This is a genomic window from Streptomyces sp. NPDC020958 (assembly GCF_055562175.1).
Genome location: NZ_JBVHFU010000006.1, coordinates 25,815 through 45,752, shown reverse-complemented (window position 1 = coordinate 45,752; position 19,938 = coordinate 25,815). Strand labels below are relative to the sequence as shown.

General features: G+C 72.3%; 22 protein-coding genes and 1 pseudogene. 8 read left to right on the top strand and 15 right to left on the bottom strand.

Features of this window, described 5'->3' with window-relative positions; genetic code table 11:
• Positions 1 to 30: 30 nt before the first annotated feature.
• Complete coding sequence (locus ACZ3KP_RS19455; RefSeq protein WP_467501008.1) at positions 31 to 1,638, bottom strand: MFS transporter; 1,608 nt, start codon at positions 1,636 to 1,638, stop codon at positions 31 to 33.
• 259 nt (positions 1,639 to 1,897) lie between these two features.
• Between ACZ3KP_RS19455 and ACZ3KP_RS19450 the strand changes: the two genes are divergently transcribed.
• Both ACZ3KP_RS19450 and ACZ3KP_RS19445 read left to right on the top strand, forming a co-directional pair.
• Positions 1,898 to 3,157 carry a mannosyltransferase family protein gene (locus ACZ3KP_RS19450; RefSeq protein ID WP_467501007.1) on the top strand — a complete coding sequence of 420 codons (1,260 nt, stop codon included), beginning with the start codon at positions 1,898 to 1,900 and terminating at the stop codon, positions 3,155 to 3,157.
• A gap of 238 nt (positions 3,158 to 3,395) precedes the next feature.
• Positions 3,396 to 4,415, top strand: coding sequence for a phosphatase PAP2 family protein (locus tag ACZ3KP_RS19445; RefSeq protein ID WP_467501006.1), 1,020 nt, complete (start codon positions 3,396 to 3,398; stop codon positions 4,413 to 4,415).
• Between the two features lie 51 nt (positions 4,416 to 4,466).
• Here the strand turns inward: ACZ3KP_RS19445 and ACZ3KP_RS19440 are convergent, their stop codons facing one another.
• Both ACZ3KP_RS19440 and ACZ3KP_RS19435 read right to left on the bottom strand, forming a co-directional pair.
• Positions 4,467 to 4,682 (bottom strand): I78 family peptidase inhibitor, encoded by a 216-nt coding sequence (locus ACZ3KP_RS19440; protein WP_467501005.1) that lies wholly within the window; start codon positions 4,680 to 4,682, stop codon positions 4,467 to 4,469.
• Positions 4,683 to 5,066: 384 nt separating this feature from the next.
• Positions 5,067 to 5,759, bottom strand: a complete 693-nt coding sequence (locus tag ACZ3KP_RS19435; RefSeq protein WP_467501004.1) for a transglycosylase family protein — start codon at positions 5,757 to 5,759, stop codon at positions 5,067 to 5,069.
• A gap of 540 nt (positions 5,760 to 6,299) precedes the next feature.
• Between ACZ3KP_RS19435 and ACZ3KP_RS19430 the strand changes: the two genes are divergently transcribed.
• On the top strand, positions 6,300 to 7,082 hold the full coding sequence (locus tag ACZ3KP_RS19430; protein ID WP_467501003.1) for a hypothetical protein: 783 nt from the start codon (positions 6,300 to 6,302) through the stop codon (positions 7,080 to 7,082).
• A gap of 59 nt (positions 7,083 to 7,141) precedes the next feature.
• Positions 7,142 to 7,552, top strand: a complete 411-nt coding sequence (locus tag ACZ3KP_RS19425) for a hypothetical protein (protein ID WP_467501002.1) — start codon at positions 7,142 to 7,144, stop codon at positions 7,550 to 7,552.
• Positions 7,553 to 7,605: 53 nt separating this feature from the next.
• Here the strand turns inward: ACZ3KP_RS19425 and der are convergent, their stop codons facing one another.
• The 6 genes from der to ACZ3KP_RS19395 form a co-directional block, all read right to left on the bottom strand.
• Positions 7,606 to 9,090 (bottom strand): ribosome biogenesis GTPase Der, encoded by a 1,485-nt coding sequence (gene der, locus ACZ3KP_RS19420; RefSeq protein ID WP_467501001.1) that lies wholly within the window; start codon positions 9,088 to 9,090, stop codon positions 7,606 to 7,608.
• Positions 9,091 to 9,136: 46 nt separating this feature from the next.
• The gene (locus ACZ3KP_RS19415) at positions 9,137 to 9,754 is read right to left on the bottom strand and encodes a lysophospholipid acyltransferase family protein (RefSeq protein WP_467501277.1); all 618 of its coding nucleotides are present in this window, start codon (positions 9,752 to 9,754) and stop codon (positions 9,137 to 9,139) included.
• Between the two features lie 53 nt (positions 9,755 to 9,807).
• On the bottom strand, positions 9,808 to 10,494 hold the full coding sequence (gene cmk / locus ACZ3KP_RS19410; protein WP_132889026.1) for a (d)CMP kinase: 687 nt from the start codon (positions 10,492 to 10,494) through the stop codon (positions 9,808 to 9,810).
• A gap of 96 nt (positions 10,495 to 10,590) precedes the next feature.
• Positions 10,591 to 11,676, bottom strand: a complete 1,086-nt coding sequence (locus ACZ3KP_RS19405) for a prephenate dehydrogenase (RefSeq protein WP_467501000.1) — start codon at positions 11,674 to 11,676, stop codon at positions 10,591 to 10,593.
• Positions 11,673 to 12,035: a chorismate mutase gene (gene aroH / locus ACZ3KP_RS19400; RefSeq protein WP_358977371.1), complete on the bottom strand. Its 363-nt coding sequence runs from the start codon at positions 12,033 to 12,035 to the stop codon at positions 11,673 to 11,675. The genes ACZ3KP_RS19405 and aroH overlap by 4 nt, the downstream gene beginning before the upstream one ends.
• A gap of 94 nt (positions 12,036 to 12,129) precedes the next feature.
• On the bottom strand, positions 12,130 to 12,300 hold the full coding sequence (locus ACZ3KP_RS19395) for a hypothetical protein (protein ID WP_467500999.1): 171 nt from the start codon (positions 12,298 to 12,300) through the stop codon (positions 12,130 to 12,132).
• Between the two features lie 124 nt (positions 12,301 to 12,424).
• Here ACZ3KP_RS19395 and ACZ3KP_RS19390 point away from each other — a divergent pair, with 124 nt between their 5' ends.
• From ACZ3KP_RS19390 to ACZ3KP_RS19375, 4 genes are read left to right on the top strand one after another with little or no spacing between them, the layout of a single operon-like run.
• Positions 12,425 to 12,667, top strand: a complete 243-nt coding sequence (locus ACZ3KP_RS19390; RefSeq protein ID WP_467500998.1) for a hypothetical protein — start codon at positions 12,425 to 12,427, stop codon at positions 12,665 to 12,667.
• 16 nt (positions 12,668 to 12,683) lie between these two features.
• A complete protein-coding gene (locus ACZ3KP_RS19385; RefSeq protein WP_467500997.1) occupies positions 12,684 to 13,268 on the top strand; it encodes a DUF6529 family protein in 585 nt (194 codons plus the stop codon).
• On the top strand, positions 13,265 to 13,750 hold the full coding sequence (locus tag ACZ3KP_RS19380; protein WP_467500996.1) for a Rieske (2Fe-2S) protein: 486 nt from the start codon (positions 13,265 to 13,267) through the stop codon (positions 13,748 to 13,750). Before ACZ3KP_RS19385 ends, ACZ3KP_RS19380 begins: the two co-directional genes overlap by 4 nt.
• A gap of 23 nt (positions 13,751 to 13,773) precedes the next feature.
• Entirely contained in the window at positions 13,774 to 14,517 is a 744-nt protein-coding gene (locus ACZ3KP_RS19375) for a nucleotidyltransferase domain-containing protein (RefSeq protein WP_467500995.1), read from the top strand.
• Here the strand turns inward: ACZ3KP_RS19375 and ACZ3KP_RS19370 are convergent.
• From ACZ3KP_RS19370 to ACZ3KP_RS19345, 6 genes and pseudogenes are all read right to left on the bottom strand, one after another.
• Positions 14,443 to 15,138: pseudogene (locus ACZ3KP_RS19370) on the bottom strand (nucleotidyltransferase domain-containing protein). The gene ACZ3KP_RS19375 and the pseudogene ACZ3KP_RS19370 sit on opposite strands and share 75 nt — an antisense overlap.
• A gap of 4 nt (positions 15,139 to 15,142) precedes the next feature.
• Positions 15,143 to 16,162, bottom strand: a complete 1,020-nt coding sequence (locus ACZ3KP_RS19365; protein ID WP_467500994.1) for an ADP-ribosylglycohydrolase family protein — start codon at positions 16,160 to 16,162, stop codon at positions 15,143 to 15,145.
• On the bottom strand, positions 16,159 to 16,899 hold the full coding sequence (locus ACZ3KP_RS19360; protein ID WP_467500993.1) for an NUDIX hydrolase: 741 nt from the start codon (positions 16,897 to 16,899) through the stop codon (positions 16,159 to 16,161). Before ACZ3KP_RS19360 ends, ACZ3KP_RS19365 begins: the two co-directional genes overlap by 4 nt.
• A 137-nt stretch (positions 16,900 to 17,036) precedes the next feature.
• Positions 17,037 to 18,158, bottom strand: a complete 1,122-nt coding sequence (locus tag ACZ3KP_RS19355) for a pseudouridine synthase (protein WP_132889019.1) — start codon at positions 18,156 to 18,158, stop codon at positions 17,037 to 17,039.
• Entirely contained in the window at positions 18,158 to 18,811 is a 654-nt protein-coding gene (gene scpB / locus ACZ3KP_RS19350) for an SMC-Scp complex subunit ScpB (protein ID WP_467500992.1), read from the bottom strand. Before scpB ends, ACZ3KP_RS19355 begins: the two co-directional genes overlap by 1 nt.
• Complete coding sequence (locus ACZ3KP_RS19345) at positions 18,808 to 19,932, bottom strand: segregation and condensation protein A (RefSeq protein ID WP_467500991.1); 1,125 nt, start codon at positions 19,930 to 19,932, stop codon at positions 18,808 to 18,810. The genes scpB and ACZ3KP_RS19345 overlap by 4 nt, the downstream gene beginning before the upstream one ends.
• Positions 19,933 to 19,938: the final 6 nt, after the last annotated feature.

The window sequence follows — 19,938 nt, the reverse complement described above, 5'->3', positions numbered from 1 at the left end:
TACCCCGCCGCCCGCCTCGCGGGCGGTGCGCTACGCCGAGACGCGCGAGCGGGCCGGCTCCCTGGGGGCCGGGACCTCCACCGGATTCTGCTCGCACTGCATGACCCGGGGCAGCCGCAGTGCCATCACCGCGCCCAGGAGCAGCAGGCCCGCGCTGACCAGGAGGGTCGCGTGCAGCCCGTGCACGAAGGAGTCACGGGCCGCCCGGCGCAGGGCCGCGCCCGCCGGTCCGCCGAGGCGCCCGGCGACGTCGTACGCCTCGCCCAGCGAATGCCCCGCCGCGGCCGAGGCCGACTCCGGTACGCCCGGCACCCCGGCGAGGCCGGGCGCGTACGCCGCGTTCATCACACTGCCGAGGAGCGCGATCCCGATACCCGCGCCCAGCTGGTACGACGTCTCGCCGATCGCCGCCGCGCCGCCCGCCTGGGCGGCCGGAGCCTCGCTCAGCATCGACTCGTACGCGCCGAAGAGCGTGGTCTCCAGGCCGAAGCCGAGGAGCACGAATCCGAGCAGCAGCAGGCCGGCGTTGTCGACCCCGCCCATCGCCGTCAGCGTCAGCACCGCGGCCGCGGTCAGGAAGAACCCGAAGCACACCATCCGGCGCGGCCCGAAGCGCCGCAGCATCCGCGCCCCGGCCAGGCCCGCCGCCATCGCGGCGAGCGTCAGCGGCAGCAGGCGCAGTCCCGTCCGCAGCGGGGACAGGCCGAGGACCAGTTGCAGGTACTGCGCGGCGATGAGCTCGAGGCCCACCAGCGCGAGCATCGCCAGCACGATGCAGCACACGGCCGTACTGAACGCGGGCCGCGCGAACATCTTCAGGTCCACCAGCGGGTAGGCGCGGCGCCGCTGCCGTCGTACGAAGAGGGCCAGCAGGAGCGCGCCGAGCAGGAGCGGCGCCAGCGTGAGCCCGCTGCCCGCCGGTTCGCCGCCGCCCAGGCGCTTGACCGAGAACACCACGCCGAACAGGCCGACCGCCGCCATCAGGGCGCCGATCACGTCCCAGGGGCCGTCGCGGTCGCCGCGGGACTCCGGGAGCAGGATGCGTCCCACCGGGAGGCTGACCAGCATCAACGGGATGTTGACCAGGAAGACGGAGCCCCACCAGAAGTGTTCGAGGAGGAAGCCGCCGAGGAGCGGGCCGACGGCCGCGCCGACCGCCGCCACCGCGCTCCAGACGCCGATGGCCAGGGCCCGTTCCCGGCGGTCCGGGAAGACCTGCCGGAGGATCGACAGCGTCGCGGGCATGATCATCGCGCCGCCCGCGCCGAGCAGCGCCCGCGCGAGGATCAGGGTCCCGGCGCTCGGCGCCAGGGCCGCCGCCGCGGAGGCGACGCCGAACAGGGCGTATCCGAGGAGGAGCACGCGGCGCCGGCCCACGCGGTCGCCCAGCGTGCCGAACAGGATCAGCAGCGAGGCGCAGACCAGCGGGTAGACGTCGACGATCCAGAGCAGCTGCATCGCACCGGGCTTGAGGTCCTCGGTGACGGCGGGTACCGCGACGTGCAGCACGGTCGCGTCGAGCGCGACGAGCAGCAGACTCACGCACAGGACGACGAGGACGACCCAACGGTTGGCGCCGGCCACGGATCCGGGCGCCCGCCGGCGCGGCCGTACGGCAGCCGTGGTCGTCCCGGACATGTACGTACCTCCCAGATGGTCCCTCGCGGGCGGCGGATCGGCGGGGCGGGGACTCCCCGTCGTACGGCCGGAGAGGAGCGGGGTCTCCGGCCCGCGCGGACGAACGCGAGTGACACGTCAGCGTACGCGAGTTCGTTCCCCGGGCACGTGGCGGACCTCTCACACTCCGCGCCCAACTGTGTGGCGTACGCCACTGGCCGTGCCGCCCACCACGCCCCGCCGGGCCCTGCGGTTGCCCGACCCGTCGATAATCGAGTCCGTGACCGATCTTGAGAGGCCCGTGGCGGCACCGCGCGTCCCGGGCCTGCGCCGGGCGGCCCCCGCCCTGCTCGGGTACGCGGCCGTGCGCGCCCTGGGCCTGCTCACGCTGGCCGTGTGGAGCGCGGCGCGCGGCAAGAACGCGTACACGTTGTTGACTGCGCGCTGGGACTCGCTGTGGTACGCGCGGGTCGCCGAACGGGGGTACGGCTACGAGGTGCGGCTGCCGAACGGCGACGTCCACTCGAACCTGGCGTTCTTCCCGCTGCTGCCCTGGCTGGAGCGGGTGCTGCACGCGCTCACCCCTCTCTCGTACGCCGGCGCGGGCTTCGCGGTCAGCCTGCTCGCCTCGGTCGCGGCGGCCTGGGGGATCTTCGCGGTGGCCGACCTGGTGCACGGACGCCGGGTGGGGGTCTGCGCGGTGCTGCTGTGGGCGGTGCTGCCCGTCGGGATCGTGCAGTCGATGGCGTACAGCGAGTCGCTGTTCACGGCCCTGGCGGCGTGGTCGCTGTACGCCGTGCTGACCGGCCGCTGGCTGACCGCGGGCGTCCTGGCCGCGCTGGCGGGGCTGACCCGGCCGGTGGGGCTCGCCGTGGTGGCGGCGGTGTGGACGGTGGGGGTGGTCTCGTTCGTGCGGGATCGGAGCGGGGGCGCGCGGGACCAGGGCGTGGGAGGTACGGACGGCGTGCAGGAGGGTGAACGCGCCCCCGAGGTGCCCAGCGCCGCGCACGCCCGGCGCGTTGCGCTGACAACGGGCGCCCCTCCCTGGCGCCGCGCCCTCGGCATGCTCCTCGCTCCCCTCGGCGCCGCCTCCTATGTCCTGTGGGTGGGCCGTCGCACCGGCAGGGGCCCGCTCGGCTACCTGGACGTCCAGGCGGGCTGGCGCAACGGGTTCGACGGCGGCTATGCGTTCGCCCGCTTCGTGGCAGACAAGTTCACGTCAATTACGTCCGCTCCGGCGGGAGTGGGTCTGGCCGTCGGCGTCTGCCTGCTGCTGTGGCTGTACCTGACCGGCGTCCGCCAGCGACAGCCGCTCGCACTGCTGGTCTACACGGGTGTCGTCCTCGCGCTGGCGCTGTGCGCCTCGAGCTACTTCGGGTCCAAACCGCGGCTGCTGATGCCGGCCTTTCCGCTGCTGCTGCCGCTCGCCCGGTCCCTCGCGCGGCTGCCTACCGGCAGATCGTCCCTGGTCACGACCGGTGTCGCGGTGGCCGCGGCGGTGTATGGCGCGTTCTGGCTGAACGGCTCGGGACCTCCATGATCATTTCATGCGGCCCGATGAGCAGCCGGAGAATTCCACCCCATGCTTCGGTTAACGAATTCATAAGTGCCATAAAACGGCGACCTGAAATGATCAAAGGAATTGAAGGGCGGACCCGCCGAGATTTACGTAATCCTTAGAATTCGGAGGCCTCCTGAGAGGTTTCCCACATCACATCGTCATCACAAAGCCGCTGTTTCGACCGGGAACAGAGCTCACTCGCTGTAACGTCGATTGGGTGCGTACCGAACGAAACCTCACCCGTCTGGACCGGGTGTTCGCCAGGCTGGACCGTGAGCCGGAACGGCCGGCCCACATTGATGTGCCGAAGATGAGCCGGCACCGGGTCGTGTTGTTCACCGCGACCCTGGCCTTCTACCTGGCGATCGTGTGGGCCGTCGTGATCACCTCGTGGCTGGTCCGGCTCGACTGGCAGGTCATGTTCTTCCGGCCGTACCAGCAGTGGGCGGCCATCCACTGGTTCGTCGACTACTACGTGGTCCTCGGCCAGCGCGGACCCACCGCCGTGATGGTCGCGGCCTGGCTCGGCTGGCGCTCCTGGCGGCAGCACACGATCCGCCCGCTGCTGACCCTCGGCGCCTCACTGCTGCTGCTCAACATCACGGTGGGCGCCGCCAAGCTCGGCATGGGGCGCCTCGGTCCGCACTACGCGACCGTCATCGGCTCGAACGAGATGGGCCTGGGCGGCGATATATTTCCCAGCGGCCACACCGCCAACGCGGTGGTGACGTGGGGAATCCTGGCGTATCTGGCCTCCACCCCGAGAGCCCGCCGCTGGCTTTCCGCGGCCTCCGCGGTGACCTCCCTCGGCGTCGGCATGTCCACCGTCTACCTCGGTACGCACTGGCTGAGCGACGTGTTGCTGGGCTGGGCCGCCGGACTGCTGATCCTGCTGGCGCTGCCGTGGTGCGAGCCGTTCATCGCCCGCGCGGAGACCTGGATCCTCGACCTGCGCGACCGCTGGCGCTCCCGCCGCGGCGTCCCGGCACCCGCGCCCGTCCCGGTCCCCGTGGTCCTCAAGCCGCGTCCGGTGCCCGTCGAGCAGACGGCACCGGAGCGCGAGCCGGTTGCCTCGGCCCGCGCGCCCAGGAGCCCGATCCACCTGGCGCCGGGCCCGCACACGGCCCGCTCGGAGCGCACCCCGGTGACGCCGGCGGGCAGCCGCCGCCCGCAGCACCCCGAGCGCCCGGCGCGCGGCACCGCGGCCCAGACGGCCCGCCCGCTGACGGGCGGCTGACCACCCGGCGAGCGGGGGCCCGGTACGCACAGCCCCGCCCCCGTCGTACGGTCAGCCCTTCCAGGCGCGCGTCACGACCCCGTCCCGCACCTCGAAGTTGAGCCGTCCCGCCCGGTACTCCATGGTGATGATCGCGCCGGGCGGGAGCGAGCGCACCGTGGACCAGCCCCGCCGCCGGGCTCGCTGTTCCGCTTCGCCCGCGTCGAGGCCTAGGTACTCCTCCGGGCTGTCCTGGGGCTCCTCGCTCGGAGCGGGATTCGGTGCCATGCGGCCACGCTATCCCGTGTCCGGGGCCGGTCACACTTCTGTCACAGAATCACGCCACGCGTTTGTGTCGTACCGGGTCACCCGTACGAGGGGTTCCGTACCTCTTCCTGGCGGATTCGAACGCAATTCCCTCCCGTCCGCGAGGTCTTACGAAAAACCGCCGGAAAGGACCGGGACCGAGGATCAGGGGTCTCCCGGGGTCCAATTCCGTGCGAATCCACGGGCCGCCGGGGCAGCTGACACCGCATAAGAGTTTCACCCCTCCGACACAGAACCCCCCTACGGGGACGGCCGTTTTGGAACATGCCCATGTCGCCTCCGGAACGCGCCTCGCCCCGCCCGGTGCGGACCGGGCGGGGCGAGGCGTGCGAGGCGGGGCGGGCGTCAGAGCGCGAGGCGCTGCCCGGGCACGATGAGGTTCGGGTCGTCGCCGATGACGGCCTTGTTGGCGGCGTAGAGGCGCTGCCAGGTGGTGCCGTGCCGCTCGGCGATCCGGCTCAGGGTGTCGCCCGCGCGGACGGTGTAGTCGCCGCCGGCCGAGCTGCCGCCGCCGTGGCCCGTCGAGCGCTGCGGGGCCTTGGCCGCGGGGGCCTGCTTCCAGGTGGGCTTCGACGTGTGCACGGGCGTCGACCTCGTCGCCGACTCCGTGCCGCTCCGCGTGGTCGCCGAGGCGTTCTCGGGCGCCGAGCCGCTCGCACCGGCCCGTCCCGAGCAGACCGGCCACGCGCCCCAGCCCTGGGCGTGCTGGACCTTGGTGGCGACGGCGATCTGCGCATCCCTGGAGGCCTGGTCGGCCGTCGACGCGTAGGCGGTGCCGCCGTACGCGCGCCAGGTGGAGGCGGAGAACTGGAGTCCGCCGTAGTAGCCGTTGCCGGTGTTGATGTGCCAGTTGCCGCCGCTCTCGCACTGCGCGATGCGGTCCCACACTCCGTTGTCCGCCGCCGCGGCGTTGCCGGTCGCCGCCAGCAGGCCCAGCGGGGCCAGCAGCGCCGCTCCGGCCAGGGTGGCGGTCGTACGGCCCTTGCGGGAGCCGTTCTTCGCGACGGTCTCACGGGTGGTATCGGCACACTCGGACATGTATTTCCCTCTCCACGTACCCGGGCTCCCCCCGGGCGAGGCACGGTCCCCGCGCGATTACGCGGTTCCCGCACTCGCCCCGTCCGCCGCGGCCGGTGCTGCGGTGGTGCTCTGCCTGCTTCGGCCGGCGGACGTACCCGAGCGGTGCTCGTTGCACACGGCGGAGGAATCTAGAGACGGGGAACGCCCGAAATCAACCAACTCCCCGTTGGGCCAGGCCAGTTCGGCGTTACCACAGGTAGCGGCGATTTTCGGCCACCCACTACATTCCTTGATTTCGTGATTTGTCGACCACGGGTTCGACGGATCTGTGATTCAGTTCACCGCCTCAAACCCCTTTGGCTTGCGAAGAGTTGACTTTGAGTAGGCCATTCCGGACGAAGGGTGACCGTGCGCAGTGGTTGGTTCGATCCCGATCCCTCTGATGCGTGACCCCCACCACAGATCACCCGTTGTCTTCTTCATGAGCCCGCAACCCCGAGGGGCTCACGGACCGGGAGCCACCCGGCCCTTCACGCACCGCATCCCGAGGGAGCCACCGTGCCGCGCATGCTCGACGTCAGCAACGAGGTACGCGCCGAGATCGGCGACGAAGAAGCCGACCGGCTGCTCGCCGGAGACAACGCCCCTGGCAGTTACGACTGCACGTCCTGCCGCACCCCGGGCGACTCCGAACAGGAGCGCACCAGCACCGTCCTGTTCGTCGGGGACGAGACCGCCGTCCTCGCCTTCGCCCACGCCACCTGCCTGCCCTCGCAGGTCGTCCAGGTCACCGAGGAGCAGTTGCAGGGCGCGGTCCGCTCCATCAGCGGTGACAGCGCGCCCGGCGGGCAGCAGAAGTCGGCGCCCGAGCAGGCGGTGCTCGGGGTGACCAGCGGGCTCGTGCTGATCGCCGGAGAACTGCACCCCGCGCTCGTCGTCGAGCCGACCTCGCCGATCGTCCGGCCCGGCACGGACGGGGTGGGCGACGACTTCCTGCCGCTGCTCATCGAGCAGGGCTTCATGCCGGTGCCGCAGCTCACCGCGGTGCCGCCGGTGCTGCACGGATGGTCGGTGCTGCTGGCGGTGGGTCAGCTGCACGCGGTGCTCCAGCCGGGGGCGAACGGCGGGCAGCCGGTGGCCTGGTGGCAGGCGCATCAGCCGTTGCAGGTGACGGACGGGTGGCGCGCGGCGGCCAACAAGCACCAGCAGGTGCTGATGTTCGCGGCGCCGGTGGGGTCGATCGGGCGGCAGCCCCGGGAGGACCTGCTGCGCGACGCGATCGACAAGGCCGCGGCGAACGGGAAGCTGGTGGCGGCCGCGCTGCCGCTCGCGGGGGTCTGAGGGCCGCCCGCAGCGAAGACGAGCCGCATCTCTTCGCTCATCCGGTCGTTTGGACATACGTGCACGCATACGACCTTCCGCCTCGCCGGCCGTCCTTCGCCACCGTTCCGTCCGCCCGGGTGGCTCAGGAGGCCTCACGCGGGCTCTCGGCCACGCCGATCTACGACTCTCTCTACGCGGAGTGGGTCAAGAGCTTCCGCACGCTGCCGGGTGACCGCAGCGGGGAGGAGGCGATGGGGTTCACCGCCTTCGGGACCGCCCCGTTCAGCACCGGCACCCACGCCCCGGGGCTGTACCAGGCGAACTCGTACGGCGCGTACAGCGCGGGTGCCTACAGCGCCCGGCACGGCGTCGACCAGCCGCCGCAGCCACCGCAGTGGCAGCGGATCGGGCCGCTCGGCCGCTCCCAGAACCCCGGGATGACACCGGTGCCGGCGGCGCTTCCACCGGGCCCGCGCCGGGGCATGTGACCCACGCGTGAGGGGCGGTCACCGTCACCGGTGACCGCCCCTCAGGCATGTCCCTACTTCTTCTTCGCGCCGCGCTTCTCGCGCACCCGCACGGAGATGTGGATCGGCGTGCCCTCGAAGCCGAACTCCTCGCGCAGCCTGCGTTCGATGAAGCGGCGGTAGCCCGCCTCGATGAAGCCGGAGGCGAACAGGACGAACCGCGGCGGCTTGGTGCCGGCCTGGGTGCCGAACAGGATGCGCGGCTGCTTGCCACCCCGCACCGGGTGCGGGTGGGCGGAGACCAGCTCGCCGAGGAAGGCGTTGAGGCGGCCGGTCGGCACGCGGGTCTCCCAGCCGGCGAGGGCGGTCTCGATCGCGGGGACCAACTTCTCCATGTGGCGGCCGGTGCGCGCGGAGACGTTGACGCGGGGCGCCCAGGCGACCTGGCCGAGCTCGGTCTCGATCTCGCGCTCCAGGTAGTAGCGGCGCTCCTCGTCGAGGGTGTCCCACTTGTTGAAGGCGAGGACGACCGCGCGGCCCGCCTCGACGGCCATGGTGACGATGCGCTGGTCCTGCACCGAGATGGACTCGGAGGCGTCGATCAGGATGACCGCGAGCTCGGCCTTCTCCACCGCCGCCGCGGTGCGCAGCGAGGCGTAGTAGTCGGCGCCCTGCTGGAGGTGCACGCGCTTGCGGATACCGGCGGTGTCGACGAACTTCCAGGTGACTCCGCCGAGTTCGATCAGCTCGTCGACGGGGTCGCGGGTGGTGCCGGCGAGTTCGTTGACGACGACGCGCTCCTCGCCCGCCACCTTGTTGAGGAGGGAGGACTTGCCGACGTTCGGGCGGCCGATGAGGGCGATCCGGCGGGGACCGCCGATCCCGGCCCCGCCGAAGGTCTGCTCGGGGGCCTCGGGCAGCGCCTCCAGGACGGCGTCCAGCATGTCGCCGGTGCCACGGCCGTGCAGCGCGGAGACCGGGTGGGGTTCGCCGAGGCCCAGGGACCAGAGGTGGGCCGCGTCGGCCTCGCCGCTCGGGCCGTCGACCTTGTTGGCGGCCAGCACGACGGGCTTGCCGGCCTTGCGCAGCAGGCGTACGACCGCCTCGTCGGTGTCGGTGGCGCCGACCTTGGCGTCGACGACGAACACGACCGCGTCGGCCGCCTCGATCGCGTACTCCGCCTGGGCCGCCACGGAGGCGTCGATGCCGAGGACGTCCTGCTCCCAGCCGCCGGTGTCGACGACCTTGAAGCGGCGGCCCGCCCACTCGGCCTCGTAGGTCACCCGGTCGCGGGTGACGCCGGGCTTGTCCTCGACGACGGCCTCACGGCGGCCGATGATGCGGTTCACGAGCGTCGACTTGCCGACGTTCGGGCGGCCGACGACGGCGAGGACGGGCAGCGGGCCGTGGCCCGCCGCCTCGATGGCGCCCTCGACGTCCTCGATGTCGAAGCCCTCTTCGGCGGCGAGCTCCATGAACTCCGCGTACTCGGCGTCGCCGAGCGCCCCGTGGTCGTACTCGTGCGCAGCCGAGTCGCCGGGCTGGCTGTGGTCGTTCATGAAGTCCGTACCTCGTCGTTCATCGTGGTGATCGGTGGAACAGCCCCTATCGGGCGGATCCACTACTCAGTGTCGCCCGGCGTCCGGTCAGACGCCTGGCGTTTTCCAGGTGGCCGGTGAGCTGCCTCTGGATGCGCTCGGTGGCCTCGTCCAGGGCCTTGCGGGTGCGGCGGCCGGTGCCGTCGCCCGCCTCGAACGGGTCGCCGAAGACGACGTCGACGCGGGAGCGCAGCGGCGGCAGCCCCTTTATCAACCGTCCGTGCCGCTCGGAACTTCCCAGGACGGCCACCGGCACGATGGGCGCCCCGGAGCGCACCGCGAAGTAGGCGAGGCCCGCGCGCAGCGCGGCGAAGTCGCCGTCGCCCCGGCTGCCCTCGGGGAAGATCCCGAGCACTCCCCCGGCCTCCAGGACGCCGAGCGCCCGGGTGACCGCCGTGCGGTCGGTGGACCGGCGGTCCACCTTCAGCTGGCCGATCCGGGTCAGGAACGGGTCGAGCGGGCCGACGAACGCCTCCTGCTTGATGAGGAAGTGCGTCGGCCGTGGCGACACGCCCATCACCATCGGCCCGTCGATGTTGTGCGAGTGGTTCACGGCGAGGATCGCCGGGCCCTGCGCCGGCAGCTTCCAGGCGCCGAGCACGCGCGGCTTCCACAGCCCGTACATGAGGCCGACCCCGATGCGCCGCCCGGTCTCGGCGCCCCGCTGCGACGGAAGGCTCACTTCCCGGCCCGCTTCTCCTCGACGAGGGTGACGACACACTCTATGACCTGGGCCAGCGTCAGCTCGGTGGTGTCCACCTCGACCGCGTCGCCCGCCTTGGCGAGCGGCGAGGTCTTGCGGGTCGAGTCGGCCGCGTCCCGCTGGATCAGCGCCTCACGGGTGGCGTTGACGTCGGCGCCCTTCAGCTCGCCGCTGCGGCGGGCGGCACGCGCCTCGGCGGAGGCGGTGAGGAAGACCTTCAGGTCGGCGTCGGGCAGCACCGTGGTGCCGATGTCCCGGCCCTCGACGACGATCCCGGCCTCGGCGGAGGAGGCCAGGGAGCGCTGCAGCTCGGTGATCCGGGTGCGCACCTCGGGCACCGCGCTGACCGCGCTCACCTTGGAGGTGACGTCCTGGGTGCGGATCGGGCCGGAGACGTCGACGCCGTCGACCGTGATCGTCGGGTGCGCCGGGTCGGTACCGGAGACGATCTCCGGCTTGCCGGCCACCGCGGCGATCGCCGTGGGGTCGGTGAGGTCGATGCCGTTGTTCACCATCCACCAGGTGATCGCCCGGTACTGGGCGCCGGTGTCCAGGTAGCTGAGGCCCAGCTGCGCGGCCACGGCCTTGGACGTGCTCGACTTGCCGGTGCCCGAGGGGCCGTCGATCGCGACAATCACGGGCTTTGCGGCGCCGTTTTCCACGGGGGGACACCTTCCGGGTGCAGGTGGTGGGTGGTGTGCGGGACGCCAGTGCGCCCCGCACAAGGTTACCGGCCCCCGGGACCGCCGGATTCAGGCCTACTGCCGCAGCGCCCAGCCGCGGTCCCGCAGTGCCGACGTGAGGACGGGCACCGCCTTCGGCTCCACCCACAGCTGGACGTGACCGGCCTGCTGACCGGTCGCGTGCTCGATCCGCACGTCCTCGACGTTGACCCCGGCCGCGCCGGCGTCCGCGAAGATCCGGGCCAGCTGGCCGGGCTGGTCGTCGATGAGCACCGCCACGACCTCGTAGGCCCGCGGCGCCGAGCCGTGCTTGCCGGGCACCCGGACCTGGCCCGCGTTGCCGCGGCGCAGCACGTCCTCGATGCCGGCGCCGCCCTCGCGCCGCTTGGACTCGTCCGAGGACTGCAGGGCGCGCAGCGCGCGGACCGTCTCGTCGAGGTCGGCGGAGACGTCGGCGAGCAGGTCGGCGACCGGGCCGGGGTTCGCGGAGAGGATGTCGATCCACATCCGGGGATCGGAGGCGGCGATCCGGGTCACGTCCCGGATGCCCTGCCCGCACAGGCGTACGGCCGCTTCCTCGGCGTGCTCCAGACGGGCGGCGACCATGCTGGAGACCAGGTGGGGCATGTGGGAGACCAGGGCCACGGCGCGGTCGTGGGCGTCGGCGTCCATGACGACCGGGACGGCGCGGCAGTGCGAGACCAGCTCCAGGGCGAGGTTCAGCACCTCGGTGTCGGTGTCCCGGGTCGGGGTGAGCACCCAGGGGCGGCCTTCGAAGAGGTCGGCGGTGGCCGCCAGCGGGCCGGACTTCTCCCGGCCGGACATGGGGTGCGTGCCGATGTACGACGAGAGGCCCAGGCCGAGTGCCTCCAGCTCGCGGCGCGGGCCGCCCTTGACGCTGGCCACGTCGATGTAGCCGCGGGCCACGCCCCTGCCCATGGCGTCCGCGAGGACGGCCGCCACATGGGCGGGCGGGGCGGCGACGATCGCCAGGTCGACGGGGCCGACGGGCGCCTCGTCGGTGCCCGCCCCGAGCGCGGCCGCGGTGCGGGCCTGTTCGGGGTCGTGGTCGGAGAGGTGGACGACGACGCCCCGCTGGGCGAGGGCGAGCGCGGCGGAGGTACCGATCAGCCCGGTACCGATGACGAGCGCGGTTCTCACTGGGCGATGTCCTTGCGCAGGGCGGCCGCGGCCCCGAGGTAGACGTGGTTGATCTCGGCGCGGGGCCGCTCGGACTCGACGTGCGCGAGGATCCGTACGACCCTGGGCATGGCGCCCGCGATGTCCAGCTCCTGGGCGCAGATCAGGGGTACGTCGACGATGCCGAGCTTGCGCGCGGCGGCCGCCGGGAAGTCGCTGTGCAGGTCGGGAGTGGCCGTGAACCAGATGCTGATCAGGTCGTCGGCGGTCAGGCCGTTCCGCTCAAGGATGGCCGTGAGCAGTGCTCCGACCTGCTCGTCCATGTGGCCGGCCTCGTCCCGCTCCAGCTGGACGGCCCCCCGGACCGCTCGTACCGCCACGGTGCTGCTCCTGTTCTGACGTCGCCCTCTTGCTCCGTCCAGCGTAGTCAGACCGCCACCGGACGCGTGCGCCGTGCCCGCCCGCTGAGACGTCCTAGTCCTGCTGCGCGGCCGGAGCGGACTTCGCGAGGGTTTCCAGGAGCCCGCCGAGCGAGCCGCCCTGGCCGTGGCTCATCGCGCCGATCAGCGTGGTCAGCATCCCGGCGCCCTCGCCGTCGTCGCCCAGGAGGCTGCCGAGTATGTTTTCGAGGTCATCGCCTGCCATGGCCCCAATGTCACGCGTACGACCCAATTCCGCTACTCGGGGTGAACCGCTCCTGTGCGCCTCTGCACGCCGGGCCCGCCCGTCCGCTCTCATGGCAGACAGACCCGTCTCGGGAAGGTCCGCCATGAAACGCCCCGGTCCGTTGCTGACCCTGCTCGCGGGTCTGCTGCTCGGCCTGCTCACGCTGACGCTCGATGCGACGGCGGGGACGAGGAGTCTCTCCTCCCCGGCCCAGTCGCCGCCGAAGATCGCCGACGTCCCTTTCGGCCGCACCGACGACGGATCGGGCCTGTACCGGGTCACGGCGACCGTGCGCGGGGCGAAGGTCGACGACGGCTGGATCGTACTCGCCGGCATCCGGCCGTGACCCGAGGGAGCCGACCATGACCGTCGACCCGAACGCCGCCGCCCAGGGCTGGCCGCCGCCCGAGCCGCACCGCCACGGCCCGCACCCCGTCCGCTACCTCGTCCCCGTCCTGGTGGCCGGCGCGGTCGCGGTCGCCCTCGGCGTGTACGGCAGCGTCCACCACCCGACGGGGCGCGTCTTCGGCCTCGGCGCCTTCAGCAGCACGTTCGCGGGGAAGTCGTGGCTGGCCTCGATCGCGGTCTTCTTCGCACTCGTCCAGCTGGTCTCCGCGCTGATGCTGTACGGCAGGCTGCCGGGACCGCAGTGGGCCTCGGGGCTGCACCGCTGGTCGGGGCGGATCGCGTTCCTGGTCGCCGTCCCCGTGGCGGTGCACTGCCTGTACGCGTTGGGCTATCAGACGTACGAAACCCGCGTTTTGTGGCACTCCATCCTGGGTTGCTTCTTCTTCGGTGTTTTCAGTGCCAAGATGCTGCTGCTCCGCTGGGAGCGACTCCCTGGCTGGCTGCTGCCGATCGTCGGTGGGCTGGTGTTCGCCGTGCTCACGCTCGTCTGGCTGACGTCCGCATTCTGGTTCTTCCGCACGTTCGGGGTGACGACATGACAGACGGCTCCACTCGACGCACCGTGCTCACGACGGGTACCGCGGCGCTCGCCGCGACCTGCGTGGGCTGCGGCGGCAACAAGGGCAACGGCTCCTCCAGCTCGTCCGGGACGCCGACCTCGTCCGGGACGCCCGCCTCCCCCGCGTCACCCACCGCCGGGTCGTCCGCCTCCGGGTCGGCGAGCGCGGCCTCCGGGAAGGCGCTGGCGCAGACGAGTGACATTCCCGAGGGCGGCGGCACGATCTTCAAGGACCACAAGATCGTGGTGACCCAGCCGACGAAGGGCGAGTTCAAGGCCTTCTCGGCGATCTGTACCCACATGGGCTGCACCGTGGACAAGGTGGCGGACGGCACCATCGACTGCCCCTGCCACGGCAGCAAGTACCACATCGCCGACGGCTCGGTCGCCCACGGCCCGGCGACCAGGGCGCTGCCGGCCGAGTCGATCATGGTGAGCGGAAATTCGATCACCCTGGGCTGACTCGGCCACGTACGCTCCCCGGCATGCAGCCCGAGGACCTGGTACGCGACCACACGATCTACGCCTGTGTCATGGGGTCGCGGGCCTTCGGTCTGGCCACCGGGGACAGCGACACCGACCGCCGCGGGGTGTTCCTCGCCCCCACTCCCCTGTTCTGGGGCTTCGAGAAGCCGCCCACGCACGTCGAGGGGCCGGGCGAGGAGCGGTTCTCCTGGGAGCTGGAGCGGTTCTGCGAGCTGGCGCTGCGCGGCAACCCGAACATCCTGGAGTGCCTGCACTCGCCCCTGGTCGAACACGTCGACGACACGGGCCGCGAACTGCTCGCGCTGCGCGGCGCCTTCCTCTCCCGGCGCGCCTACGACACCTTCACCCGCTACGCCCTCGGCCAGCGCCGCAAGCTCGACGCGGACGTCCGGACGCACGGCGCCCCGCGCTGGAAGCACGCGATGCACCTGCTGCGGCTGCTGACGAGCGCCCGCGACCTGCTGCGCACCGGCGAGCTGACGATCGAGGTCGGTGAGCGGCGTGCGGAGTTCCTGGCGGTGAAGCGGGGTGAGGTCTCCTGGACGGAGATCGAGTCCCGGATGGCCCGGCTGGCCGCGGAGACCGAGCGGGCCCTGCACTCCAGCCCGCTCCCGGCGGAACCCGACCACGCGCGCGTGGCCGACTTCCTGTTCCGGGCGCGCCGGGACTCAGCCCTCCAGACGTACGCGGACCACCAGGTCGTGCAGGGCGTCGTGCGCACGGGGCACGTCGGGCAGCGCTGAGCCGTTCTGCGCCTCGTCGAGCAGGACGTGCAGCCGCTCCACGTCGGCCTCCACGCGCGCGTGGTCCACAGCGGCCTTGCCGTGCTCCTGCTCGGCCTTGGCGGCGATCAGCTCGGGCAGGTGGGCGGGGGCCTCCGGCACCTCCTCGAGGAGCGTGGGCAGATGGGCCTGCACCTCGCCGCTGCGCATCAGATGGATGCCGGTGAGCAGCACCCGGAACGTGTAGAGCAGCGGCTTGAGCTCGCCGGTCTTCTCGAACAGCCGCCACTGGGTGACGGCGAACCCGCGATAGTGGTGGGCGTGGTGGCGGGTGAGCACGCCGGGGGGCGAGCGCGGCCAGCTCGCGATGCGTGTCGCCGGTGTGCACGACGAGCGGCGACAGGAGCTGCTCCAGCACATAGCCGTTGCGGCGCAGCATCAGCCGGGCGAACTTGCGCAGGTCGTGGGTGACGAGCTCCGGTCGGCGGCGGGCAGCAGGTGGACGCCTCGCAGGTCCAGGTCGGAGTCCCGGGACGGGAAGCCGTACAGGTGCGCGCCGGAGACGGTCGCGAACAGCAGGGGGTCGGGCTGCTCGGCGACGACGGGCGCCGGGTCGAGGTCCGGGTCGAGGTCGTCGATCATGCCCTCACGCGTCCCAGAGGGCGCCCAGGGTCATCAGGTCGCCCCGGTACTCGACGCGGTCGGCCCACTCCGTCGGCCAGGCGTCCTCGCCCAGCCACGCCCCCGCGAACGCCCCGGTGAGGCAGGCGATCGAGTCCGAGTCGCCGGAGGAGCAGGCGGCCCGGCGCAGGGCGGCCAACGGCTCCTCGGGGAAGAGCAGGAAGCACAGCAGGCCGGTCGCCAGGGCCTCCTCGGCGATCCAGCCGGCGCCGGTGGCCAGGCAGGGGTCGTCCTCCGGGGAGACGGTGGCCACGGCGTCCCGGAGGCGGTCGAGGATCTCCAGGCACTCGTCCCAGCCGCGCGCGATGAACGCCTCGGGGCTCGCGTCGTGGCCGCGCGTCCAGAGGTCGCCGAGCCAGGTGTGGTGGTAGCGGGTGCGGTTGTCCACGGCGTACGACCGCAGCCGTCCGACGAGGTCCACCGGATCGGTTCCCTGTGCGAGCAGCAGCACGGCGCGCGCGGTGAGGTCCGAGGCGGCCAGGGCGGTGGGGTGGCCGTGGGTGAGGGCGGACTGCAACTGCGCGGCACCGGCCCGCTGTTCGTCGCTCAGACCGGGTGCGAGGCCGATGGGCGCGACCCGCATGTTGGCGCCGCATCCCTTGGAGTCGATCTGGCCGGCGTCCTGCCAGATCCGGCCCTCCTCCTTCAGGAGGGCGCAGGCCCGCAGGCAGGTGCGGCCGGGTGCGCGGTTGTTCTCCGGCGACTGGTACCAGTTCACGAACTCCTCGCGCAGCGGCCGCTCCAGCCGCTTGGGCCCGAGCACCCCGCGGTCCATGGCGGTGCGCAGCGCGTGCCCGACGGCCAGGGTCATCTGGGTGTCGTCGGAGACGAAGGCGCGCTTCGGCAGCTCCATCCGCCGCCAGGGCCCGCACTTGGCGAGGATGCCGGGTACGTCGTCGAACTCGGTCGGGAAGCCCAGTGCGTCCCCGAGGGCGAGACCGATGAGGGAGCCGGTGGCGGCGCGTTTGTGGGCGGTGAAGGTCATGCGGGGCGTCCTTCCCGGGACGGGCGGAGCAGGGGCGGGCGGAGTGTCGTGGCGGGGCCCGCGCGGTAGAGCGCGGCCGGTTTGCCGCGCCCGCCGGTCAGCCGGGCGGCTCCGGGGACGGGTTCGACGAAGCCGGGCGTGGCGAGGACCTTGCGGCGGAAGTTGGGGCGGTCCAGGGTGACGCCCCACACGGTCTCGTAGACGTTCTGCAGCTCGCCGAGCGTGAACTCGGGCGGGCAGAAGGCGGTGGCGAGACAGCTGTGCTCCAGTTGCGCGCCGACGCGGTCGTGGGCGTCGGCGAGGATCCGGTCGTGGTCGAAGGCGAGCGGCCGGGCGGGGTCGTACGGCAGCCAGCGCGCCTGGGCCGCGTCGCCGCCGCCGTGCGGCTCGGGCGGATGGGGCAGCAGCGCGGTGAAGGCGACGGAGACGACCCGCATCCTCGGGTCGCGGTCCGGCTCGCTGTAGGTGCGCAGCTGCTCCAGGCGCAGCCCCGACACGTCGGTCAGGCCGGTCTCCTCGGCGAGTTCCCGCCGGGCCGCCGTCTCGGCCGACTCCCGGGGCAGCACGAAGCCGCCGGGCAGCGCCCACCGGCCGGCGTACGGTTCCAGTCCGCGCTCGACGAGCAGCACGTGCAGGGCGCCCGCGCGCAGGGTGAGGACGGCGAGGTCCACGGTGACGGCGAAGGGTTCGTAGGCGTACTTGTCGTAGCCCTGCACGGTCTCTTCACCCCCTCCCATTAATAGTCTTCGTGACTATAAAGCCTCGTCCGATCACCGCGCAAGCCCTCCATGCCCGCTGGCCCCCCGTGCACGGGAACGACGACGGCCGGTCCCGGTGGACCCGGGACCGGCCGTCAGAGGGGCGCACAGGCGCTCTAGAGGTCGACTTCCTTCATCAGCATCCCGACCTCGGTGTTGGACAGGCGGCGCAGCCAGCCCGACTTCTGGTCGCCGAGGGTGATCGGGCCGAAGGCGACCCGCACCAGCTTGTCGACCGGGAAGCCGGCCTCGGCCAGCATCCGGCGCACGATGTGCTTGCGGCCCTCGTGCAGGGTGACCTCGACCAGGTAGTTCTTGCCGGTCTGCTCGACGACCCGGAAGTGGTCCGCGCGCGCGTAGCCGTCCTCCAGCTGGATGCCGTCCTTGAGCTTCTTGCCCAGGTCGCGCGGGATCGGGCCCACGATGTGCGCGAGATACGTCTTCTTCACGCCGTACTTGGGGTGGGTCAGCCGGTGCGCCAGCTCGCCGTGGTTGGTGAGCAGGATGACGCCCTCGGTCTCGGTGTCCAGGCGCCCCACGTGGAAGAGGCGGGTCTCCCGGTTGGTGACGTAGTCGCCGAGGCACTGCCGGCCGTCCGGGTCCTCCATGGTGGAGACCACACCGGCCGGCTTGTTCAGCGAGAAGAACTGGTACGACTGCGTGGCGACGGTCAGCCCGTCGACGCGGACCTCGTCCTTCTCCGGGTCGACCCGCTTGCCCTGCTCCAGCACGATCTCGCCGTTGACCTCGACACGGGCCTGCTCGATCAGCTCCTCGCAGGCACGCCGGGAGCCGTAGCCCGCGCGGGCGAGGACCTTCTGCAGCCGCTCGCCCTCCTGCTCGGCGCCCGGGAAGGTCTTCGGGAGCTTCACGTCCTTCTTGCCCGCGTACCGCTCGCGGTTGCGCTCCTCGGCACGGGCGTCGTACTCACGGGAACTCGCCGGAGCGGTACGGCCGCGCCCGGTGCTCTGACCCTGCCTCGGGCCGCCCTTGGCGCCGCCGCGCGCCGAGGCGCCGCGGCCCGACTTCGGGCCGTCCTGGGTGGCGCCGGGGCCCACGTCGTAGCGCCGCTCCTCCGGGCGCGGCTTCTTCGGCCGGCCGCCCTGCTTGTCGTCGCGGGCGTTGCCGGCGCCGCGGTAGTTACCGCGGCCACCGCTGCTCCCGCCGCGGCCGCCGCTGTTGCCACCACGGCTCCCGCCGTTGTTTCCGCTGCTGTTCCTGCCGCTGCTGCTTCGCATCAAAGTTCCGTCTTGTCGTCTGCGTCCTCGGAATCCGGAGCGTCCGGATCGAACGACGGCACACCCTCCTGGGTCTCGGCCTCGATCGCCTCGGCCTCCGGGAGGAAGGGCGCGAGTTCCGGGAGCTCGTCCAGGCCGCGCAGGCCCATCCGCTCCAGGAAGTAGTTCGTCGTCCTGTACAGGATCGCACCTGTTTCGGGTTCCGCGCCCACCTCCTCGACCAGACCGCGCTGGAGCAGGGTGCGCATCACACCGTCGCAGTTGACCCCTCGTACGGCCGAGACCCGGCTGCGGCTCACCGGCTGGCGGTACGCGACGACCGCGAGGGTCTCCAGCGCGGCCTGGGTGAGCCGTGCCGTCTGCCCCTCCAGGACCAGCCGCTCCACGGCGGGCGCGTACGCGCCGCGCGTGTAGAAGCGCCAGCCGCCCGCGACGAACCGCAGCTCGAAGCCGCGGCCCTGCGCGGTGTACTCGTCGGCCAGCGCCCGCAGCGCCTTCGTGATCGTCTGCCGGGGCCGTTCCAGGATCCGGGACAGGTGCTCGGCCGTGGCGGGCTCGTCCACGACCATCAGGACCGCCTCCAGGGCCGGCTTGAGGTCGAGGTCGGCGACGGGACGCAGTCCCCCCGGCAGGTCCGTGGTGTCCTCGCTCACGGTTTCTCCTCCTTGGGCGGCTCGGGCGGCCGGTCGAACTCGTCGGTCACCGTGGGCTGGGTCCCCGCGTCCCCGCCGGTCCACCGCACGATCAGATCCCCGAGGGCGGTCTCCTGGTCGAGGGCGACGGCCTTCTCCCGGTACAGCTCCAGGAGTGCCAGGAAACGAGCCACGACGGTGAGCGTGTTGTCGGTGTCCGCGACGAGCACCCGGAAGCTGGCCTCCCCCAGCTCCCGCAGCCGCGCCACCACGATCCCGGCCTGCTCCTGCACGCTGACCAGCGGGGCGTGGATGTGGTCGACGTACACCTGCGGCTTGGGCCTGGGCTGCATCGCCTTGACCGCGAGCTTCGCGAACCCCTCCGCCCCGATGCTGATGACGACCTCGGGCAGCAGCTCGGCGAGGTGCGGTTCGAGGCCGACGGTACGGGGCCAGCGGCGGGCCTCGTCGTCCAGGCGCCGGTTGAAGATGTCGGCGATCTGTTTGTACGCCCGGTACTGCAGCAGCCGCGCGAACAGCAGGTCCCGCGCCTCCAGCAACGCCAGGTCGGCCTCGTCCTCCACTTCGGCGGCGGGCAGCAGCCGCGCGGCCTTCAGGTCGAGCAGGGTGGCGGCGACGACGAGGAACTCGGTCGTCTGGTCCAGGTCCCAGTCCGGTCCCATGGCCCGGATGTGCGCCATGAACTCGTCGGTGACCTTGGACAGCGCGACCTCGGTGACGTCCAGTTTGTGCTTGGAGATCAGCTGGAGGAGGAGGTCGAAGGGCCCCTCGAAGTTGGCGAGCCGCACCGTGAAGACCCCGTCGGGAACGGGTCCCGCCGCGCCCGCTTCGGCCGCCCCGGCGCCCCCCTCCGGCGCGACACCCCCGGGGCCCGGCGCCGCGGCGTCCGGCTCGCGTGCATCGGTGCCGGGCTCCGGTGCGGTGGCTTCCGGGGCGGGATCCGGTCCACCGGCTTCGGGCACGGGAGCCGGTGTGGCAGCTTCTGGCGCGGGGGTCGGCCGCCGTGCCTCGGCGGGGTCCGGCGGGGCGGCCGTCGGTCGAGGCGCCGTCCCCGGGCCTCGGCCCAGGGCGCGTCGGCGGCCGCCGGAGGGGCCGGGAGCGGGGGCGTCGGTCGAGGTCATGGCCCC

Bases quoted from the DNA above. Each gene is read 5' to 3' on its own strand.
- ACZ3KP_RS19415 (WP_467501277.1), bottom strand. From the start codon at position 9,754: ATGTACGGGCTGTGGAAGCCGCGCGTGCTCGGCGCCTGGAAGCTGCCG.
- ACZ3KP_RS19455 (WP_467501008.1), bottom strand. From the start codon at position 1,638: ATGTCCGGGACGACCACGGCTGCCGTACGGCCGCGCCGGCGGGCGCCC.
- ACZ3KP_RS19345 (WP_467500991.1), bottom strand. From the start codon at position 19,932: ATGACCTCGACCGACGCCCCCGCTCCCGGCCCCTCCGGCGGCCGCCGA.
- der (WP_467501001.1), bottom strand. From the start codon at position 9,090: ATGAACGACCACAGCCAGCCCGGCGACTCGGCTGCGCACGAGTACGAC.
- ACZ3KP_RS19390 (WP_467500998.1), top strand. From the start codon at position 12,425: ATGAAACGCCCCGGTCCGTTGCTGACCCTGCTCGCGGGTCTGCTGCTC.
- ACZ3KP_RS19435 (WP_467501004.1), bottom strand. From the start codon at position 5,759: ATGTCCGAGTGTGCCGATACCACCCGTGAGACCGTCGCGAAGAACGGC.
- ACZ3KP_RS19380 (WP_467500996.1), top strand. From the start codon at position 13,265: ATGACAGACGGCTCCACTCGACGCACCGTGCTCACGACGGGTACCGCG.
- ACZ3KP_RS19375 (WP_467500995.1), top strand. From the start codon at position 13,774: ATGCAGCCCGAGGACCTGGTACGCGACCACACGATCTACGCCTGTGTC.
- ACZ3KP_RS19355 (WP_132889019.1), bottom strand. From the start codon at position 18,158: ATGCGAAGCAGCAGCGGCAGGAACAGCAGCGGAAACAACGGCGGGAGC.
- ACZ3KP_RS19385 (WP_467500997.1), top strand. From the start codon at position 12,684: ATGACCGTCGACCCGAACGCCGCCGCCCAGGGCTGGCCGCCGCCCGAG.
- ACZ3KP_RS19360 (WP_467500993.1), bottom strand. From the start codon at position 16,899: ATGGGAGGGGGTGAAGAGACCGTGCAGGGCTACGACAAGTACGCCTAC.
- ACZ3KP_RS19365 (WP_467500994.1), bottom strand. From the start codon at position 16,162: ATGACCTTCACCGCCCACAAACGCGCCGCCACCGGCTCCCTCATCGGT.
- ACZ3KP_RS19440 (WP_467501005.1), bottom strand. From the start codon at position 4,682: ATGGCACCGAATCCCGCTCCGAGCGAGGAGCCCCAGGACAGCCCGGAG.
- ACZ3KP_RS19395 (WP_467500999.1), bottom strand. From the start codon at position 12,300: ATGGCAGGCGATGACCTCGAAAACATACTCGGCAGCCTCCTGGGCGAC.